The sequence below is a fragment of the Acidithiobacillus sp. TH-A36 genome, from assembly GCF_057473445.1.
In genome coordinates, this window is the sequence record NZ_JBYCKP010000071.1 from 1 (window position 1) to 5,621 (window position 5,621).

The following is a 5,621-nucleotide window of genomic DNA, read 5'->3' on the forward strand; positions in this document are numbered from 1 at the left end:
CCGTGACGCACAATCTGATGAATCATGTGGTCGAGAAAAGGCAGGCCGGTATGCAGATCCGCCTGTCCCGAGCCATCCAGATTGATCTGGACGCGAATCTGGGTTTCAAGGGTGTTTCTTTCGACTTCAGCTTGGCGCGGCTTCACAGTAATGACTCCAGTACGGAGAGAAAACGGCTGTTTTCGGCAGGTTTGCCGACACTTACCCGCAGATAGTCGCCGAGACGGGGGTGGCCTGTAAAGGCTTTGATCAATATCCCCCCGTTTTTCAGACCTGCGTAAATTTCTGCCGCTTTTCCGGGCGTATGAAAAAGCAGGAAATTGGCGGCACTGGGCCAGACTGCCAGACCCATGGCGGAGATGGCCTTGAACATTTTGTCTCGTTCGGCGCGCAGAATATCCGCCTGTTCATCAAGTACGGTACTGTGCTGGAGATAAAAGGCCGCGCTGCGCTGGGTCAATATGTTGATATTGTAGGGCAGACGTAATTTGTCCAGTTCCTGAATCCAGGGGGACGGCCCTGCCAGCATGCCGAGGCGGAGTCCTGCCAGACCTTCTTTGGAAAGCGTCCGCAACAGCAGCAGGTTGGGATATTGTCCGAGTCGCCCGGCAAATGTGGTTTGACTGAAGGCATGATAGGCTTCATCCACCACCACCAGACCGGGAGCCGCCTGGATGATGGCCAGCAGGTCGGCTTCCGGGAACAGGCTGCCGCTGGGGTTGTTGGGCCAGTCAAGAAACACGATGGCGGGCTGGTGTTCGGCGATGGCCCAGAGCATGGCGGGCAAATCCAGCTGAAATTCCGCATCCAGGGGCACGCCAGCGAAGGGTAGTCCCAGTTGCTCGGCGAGCAGGCGATACATGACGAAACTGGGATCAACCGCCATGATCGGCCGTCCTGTTCCGGCCACAGCGGTCACCAGAATCTGAATAAGTTCATCGGAGCCGTTGCCCAGCATGAGTTCAATACCCGCAGGCAGGCCGATATGCTTTTTGAGGGCAGTAATCAGGCTGTCAGGATGGGGATCAGGATATCGGTTAATGGGGGCATCGCTCAGACTTTCCAGCCAGGCCTGGCGCAGCAGATCGGGGAGCCCATAGGGATTTTCCATGGCATCCAGCTTGATCAGGCCGATGCTGGGCGCGACTGCATAAGCTTTGCTGGCCAGCAGTTCCGGGCGCAGCAGAACTTCCATCAGCGTCCGGCTATTCATTTTTGCCGGTCCGTGACGCGACAGGCTGCAGAACGGGCATGGGCGGTCAGCCCTTCACCCAGAGCCAGACGCTCGGCCAGCTGGCCCAGAGTGTTGGCGCCAGCCGCACTGGCCTGAATGAGACTGCTGCGTTTGACGAAATCATAAACACCCAGCGGCGAGGAAAACCGGGCACTGCCCCCGGTGGGCAGAACATGATTGGGTCCCGCTACATAATCACCCAGTGCCTCACAGCTGTGAATACCCATGAATATGGCGCCCGCATTATGAATGTCGGGCAGCCAGCTTTCCGGATCAGCTACTGCCAGCTCCAGATGCTCTGCGGCAATCCTGTTGGCGACTTCGCAGGCTTCGGCACGGTCACGCACGCGGATGACCGCCCCACGATCCGCCCAGCTTTTACTGGCGATGGGGGCGCGGTCGAGCACGCTCAGAGCCTGATCCACGGCGGTGACCACAGCGTCAATGTGAGCGTCATCCCAACTGATGAAAATACTCTGGGCAATTTCATCGTGTTCTGCCTGAGACAGAAGATCCCAGGCCAGCCATTCTGCAGGCGCAGACCCATCACTAATTACCAGGATTTCGCTGGGGCCGGCAATCATGTCGATGCCTACCCGACCAAAAACCATACGCTTGGCCGTGGCGACATAAATATTGCCGGGACCGACGATTTTGTCGACGGCAGGAACGGTTTCGGTTCCATAAGCCAGTGCCGCAACGGCTTGGGCCCCACCCACGCAAAACACCCGATGCACCCCGGCAATGGCGGCAGCGGCCAATACCCAGGAGTTCACCTGACCTTTGGGGGTAGGAACAACCATGATGATCTCCTCAACTCCGGCCACGTGGGCAGGAATGGCGTTCATCAACACCGAACTGGGGTAGGCGGCCTTACCTCCGGGCACATAAATACCTACCCGGGACAAGGGCAAAATGCGTTGGCCGAGCCGGGTGCCATTGGCTTCGCTGAAACTCCAGCTCTCGCTACGCTGATATTCGTGATAGGCGCGAATACGTTGGGCGGCTTCTTCCAGAGCTGCACGCTGCAACGGTTCGAGACTGTTTAAAGCCTTTTCCAGAGCCGTCCGGGGTATTTCCAGGTCAGCTGCAGAAGTTGTGCTCAAACCATCGAAGCGTTCGGTAAATTCCCGTAAGGCGGCATCACCCCGATCGCGCACAGCATGGACAATCTCCCTGACCCGGCCTTCCACCTGATCATCCAGATTGGCATCCCAATCATGCAGGGCATGAAACTGTCGGGTGAAATCGGGGTCGCGGGTGTCGAGACGATTCATGAGCGGACCTGTGCCTCCAGTTGGGTAATCAGCTGTTCAATGGCGCGGCGCTTAAGTTTCATGGCGGCACGATTGACTACCAGGCGGCTGGAAATCGGCATGATTTCCTCGACTTCGACGAGGCCGTTTTCCAGAAGTGTCCGACCACTGGAAACCAGGTCGACAATGCGATCCGCCAGTCCGACCAGCGGCGCCAGCTCCATGCTGCCGTATAATTTGATGATTTCGGTCTGTACCCCGCGACCATGAAAATACTCCCGGGTAATGTGCGGGTATTTGGTGGCAATACGCACCCGCTCCCAGCGTTGCGGGGCATCGGTGGCGGCCAGCGCCGCAGGCTCTGCCACGGACATGCGACATAGACCAATGCGCAAATCCAGCGGTTCATACAAATCCAGTCCTTCCTGTTCCAGCAGCACATCTTTTCCGGCAATACCAACATCGGCAGCACCCCAGGTCACATAGGTGGGGACATCGCTGGCACGAATCACCAGAAAACGCACTTGCGGATCGGTGCTGGGAATGATGAGTTTGCGCGATTCATCGGGATCTTCGGCCAGTTCGATGCCCGCACCGGCAAATAACGGAATGGCTTCCTGAAGAATACGGCCCTTGGACAGGGCGATGGTGATGCCGGTATTCATGATGTGCTCCTGAGACCACTATTGCTGATACGTCGAATATCCGCGCCAAGAGCGCCCAGTTTTTCTTCAATGACTTCGTAGCCACGATCAAGATGATAAATCCGGTCGATCAGGGTTTCCCCTTCAGCGACCAGACCAGCCAGAACCAGGCAGGCAGAGGCACGCAGATCGGTGGCCATGACCGGTGCGCCGCGCAACTTCGGAACGCCCCGGACTACCGCAGTTTTGCCGTCGGCAGTGATTTCCGCCCCGAGGCGCTGCAATTCGGAAACATGCATGAAGCGATTTTCAAAAATCGTTTCCGTAATCACGCCGCTGCCTTCGGCAATACAGTTTAGGGCCATAAACTGCGCCTGCATGTCCGTTGGGAAGGCAGGAAAAGGGGCGGTACGAATATCCACGGCCTTGGGTCGCTGCTTCATGCGCAGGCGAATTAGATCAGCGCCGGTTGTCACCTCTGCCCCGGCTTCGCGTAATTTGAGGATGACGCTTTCCAAAAGACTGGCATCGGTGCGTTTGAGACAGACATCGCCCCCGGCCATGGCTGCGGCGACCAGATAGGTGCCGGTTTCAATGCGATCAGCCACCACGCTGTGTTCGGCACCATGTAATTCTTTGACGCCTTCTATCTCAATGACCGAAGTTCCCGCCCCGGAAATGTGCGCGCCCATGGCATTCAGGCAGCGGGCAAGATCCACAATTTCGGGCTCGCGGGCCGCGTTTTCGAGCGTGGTGTGCCCCTCGGCCAGTGTCGCGGCCATGAGCAGGTTTTCGGTGCCGGTGACAGAAACAATTTCCATGACAATCCGGGTACCGATGAGTTTTGCCGCCCTGGCTTTGACAAAGCCGTTTTCCACCGTAATTTCCGCGCCCAGGGCCTGCAAACCGCTCAGATGGACACTGACGGGACGACTGCCAATAGCGCAGCCGCCCGGCAGGCTGACTTCAGCAGAACCATGGCGGGCGAGGAGTGGGCCGAGCACCAGAATGGATGCCCGCATGGTTTTTACCAGTTCGTAGGGAGCCACCAGCGAGTGTACCGGCCGGGGATCCACTTCGATACCGAGTTGACCGTCCACCAGGACTCTGGCTCCGAGGGTGCTGAGGAGTTCCAGGGTAGTGGTAATGTCCCGGAGATGAGGGATATTACGGAGCTGTACGGGTTCTTTTGCCAGCAAGGTGGCAGCGAGGCAGGGCAGCGCCGCATTTTTGGCCCCGGAAATCCGTAGTTCGCCACGCAGGGGGCCATTACCACGCAGCAGCAGTTTATCCATAAGGGTCGATGCTAACCTTTCAGGCGTTTTGGGCTTTTTCCACCAGCTTCTGGAGTTCGCCCTGCTGGTAGAGGTCAGACATGATGTCGGAACCACCGACAAATTCGCCTTGAATGTACAGCTGGGGAATGGTCGGCCAGCTGGAAAACTGCTTGATACCGTCGCGAATCTGGGGATCGGCGAGAACATCCACAGTGAACAATTCCTTCACTCCCGACTGCTGCAGCAATTGTATGGCGCGCGCCGAGAATCCGCACTGAGGCGCGCGGGGGTTGCCCTTCATGTAAAGCACGACAGGGTGTTTTTCAACTTGTTCCTGAATGAGTTCTTGAATCGTAGCCATGGTAATCCTCGTGACGTGTCAGGCGTGGATGGTTTCAGTGCTGGGCAGGATGACGGATCTGCTCGGCCTGTTCAGGGGTGAGAGTGCGCAGGGAAAGCGCATGAATTTCTTCACGCATGCTTTCACCCAGAGCGGCATAAACCCGCTGATGTTGTTTGACAGGGGACAAACCGGTAAAAGTAGCCGAGATGACCAGTGCTTCAAAATGGGCACCGTCGTCTCCCTGTACTTCAACCAGGGCATCCGGGAGTTCTTGCTGAATAAGTGATTTGATCATGTTGGCGTTCATGTGGAACATTGTATCCCATAACAGGAGATTTGTGATCCCCTTTTCAAAGCGGCTATTTTCGTATGGCGTGCTGTATTACTGGCGCAGCTTGTAACCCCGATCAAGCAGGTGCCAGGCAAAAAAGCCGGTGATGATTGCAAAAGCCAGGCTGACCCCCAGGCTGGCCCAGACGCTGACATCCGAATCGGCAAAAAAACCGTAGCGAAAACCATCAATGATGTAGAAAAAGGGGTTAATCAGGGAAATCTGCCGCCAGATACCCGGCAGGGATTGCACCGAGTAAAATACACCGGCCAGAAAAGTCAGGGGCATGATGACAAAATTCTGGAAGCCGGCGATCTGATCGAATTTTTCGGCCCAGAGGCCCGCTATCAAACCTAGACTACCCATGCCGCTGGCACCAAGGATGGCGAAAACCAGAATCCAGAAGGGATGCAGCACGGGAATGTGCAGATACAGTAACGCCAGGGCAAAAATGGCCAGTCCCACTAAAATACCCCGGAACACCGAAGCGGCGACCATGGCCGTAAAAATTTCCGTGGGCGTGAGCGGGCTGAGCA

General features: G+C 56.8%; 7 protein-coding genes and 1 pseudogene. All 8 read right to left on the reverse strand.

All coding sequences use genetic code 11. The features are described 5' to 3' along the window. A pseudogene (locus AC2VLY_RS01745) lies at positions 1–146 on the reverse strand (imidazoleglycerol-phosphate dehydratase); the annotation flags it as partial. Continuing rightward, entirely contained in the window at positions 143–1,213 is a 1,071-nt protein-coding gene (gene hisC, locus AC2VLY_RS01750) for a histidinol-phosphate transaminase (protein WP_193651185.1), read from the reverse strand. The gene hisC and the pseudogene AC2VLY_RS01745, both read right to left, overlap by 4 nt. Next, the gene (gene hisD / locus AC2VLY_RS01755; protein ID WP_486893605.1) at positions 1,210–2,511 is read right to left on the reverse strand and encodes a histidinol dehydrogenase; all 1,302 of its coding nucleotides are present in this window, start codon (positions 2,509–2,511) and stop codon (positions 1,210–1,212) included. The genes hisC and hisD overlap by 4 nt, the downstream gene beginning before the upstream one ends. Beyond that, positions 2,508–3,155: an ATP phosphoribosyltransferase gene (gene hisG / locus AC2VLY_RS01760; protein WP_193651187.1), complete on the reverse strand. Its 648-nt coding sequence runs from the start codon at positions 3,153–3,155 to the stop codon at positions 2,508–2,510. The genes hisD and hisG overlap by 4 nt, the downstream gene beginning before the upstream one ends. Continuing rightward, on the reverse strand, positions 3,152–4,429 hold the full coding sequence (gene murA, locus AC2VLY_RS01765; protein ID WP_193651188.1) for a UDP-N-acetylglucosamine 1-carboxyvinyltransferase: 1,278 nt from the start codon (positions 4,427–4,429) through the stop codon (positions 3,152–3,154). The genes hisG and murA overlap by 4 nt, the downstream gene beginning before the upstream one ends. A 19-nt stretch (positions 4,430–4,448) precedes the next feature. Further along, positions 4,449–4,772 (reverse strand): Grx4 family monothiol glutaredoxin, encoded by a 324-nt coding sequence (gene grxD, locus AC2VLY_RS01770; protein ID WP_010640654.1) that lies wholly within the window; start codon positions 4,770–4,772, stop codon positions 4,449–4,451. Positions 4,773–4,806: 34 nt separating this feature from the next. Then, positions 4,807–5,049 carry a BolA family protein gene (locus AC2VLY_RS01775; protein ID WP_486893608.1) on the reverse strand — a complete coding sequence of 81 codons (243 nt, stop codon included), beginning with the start codon at positions 5,047–5,049 and terminating at the stop codon, positions 4,807–4,809. An 87-nt stretch (positions 5,050–5,136) separates the two neighbouring features. Then, a partial coding sequence (locus tag AC2VLY_RS01780; RefSeq protein ID WP_486893609.1) for an ABC transporter permease occupies positions 5,137–5,621 on the reverse strand: 485 nt, incomplete at its 5' end.

Coding starts and splice junctions, on each gene's coding strand:
- hisC (WP_193651185.1), bottom strand. CDS start 1,213: ATGAATAGCCGGACGCTGATGGAAGTTCTGCTGCGCCCGGAACTGCTG.
- hisD (WP_486893605.1), bottom strand. CDS start 2,511: ATGAATCGTCTCGACACCCGCGACCCCGATTTCACCCGACAGTTTCAT.
- hisG (WP_193651187.1), bottom strand. CDS start 3,155: ATGAATACCGGCATCACCATCGCCCTGTCCAAGGGCCGTATTCTTCAG.
- murA (WP_193651188.1), bottom strand. CDS start 4,429: ATGGATAAACTGCTGCTGCGTGGTAATGGCCCCCTGCGTGGCGAACTA.
- grxD (WP_010640654.1), bottom strand. CDS start 4,772: ATGGCTACGATTCAAGAACTCATTCAGGAACAAGTTGAAAAACACCCT.
- AC2VLY_RS01775 (WP_486893608.1), bottom strand. CDS start 5,049: ATGATCAAATCACTTATTCAGCAAGAACTCCCGGATGCCCTGGTTGAA.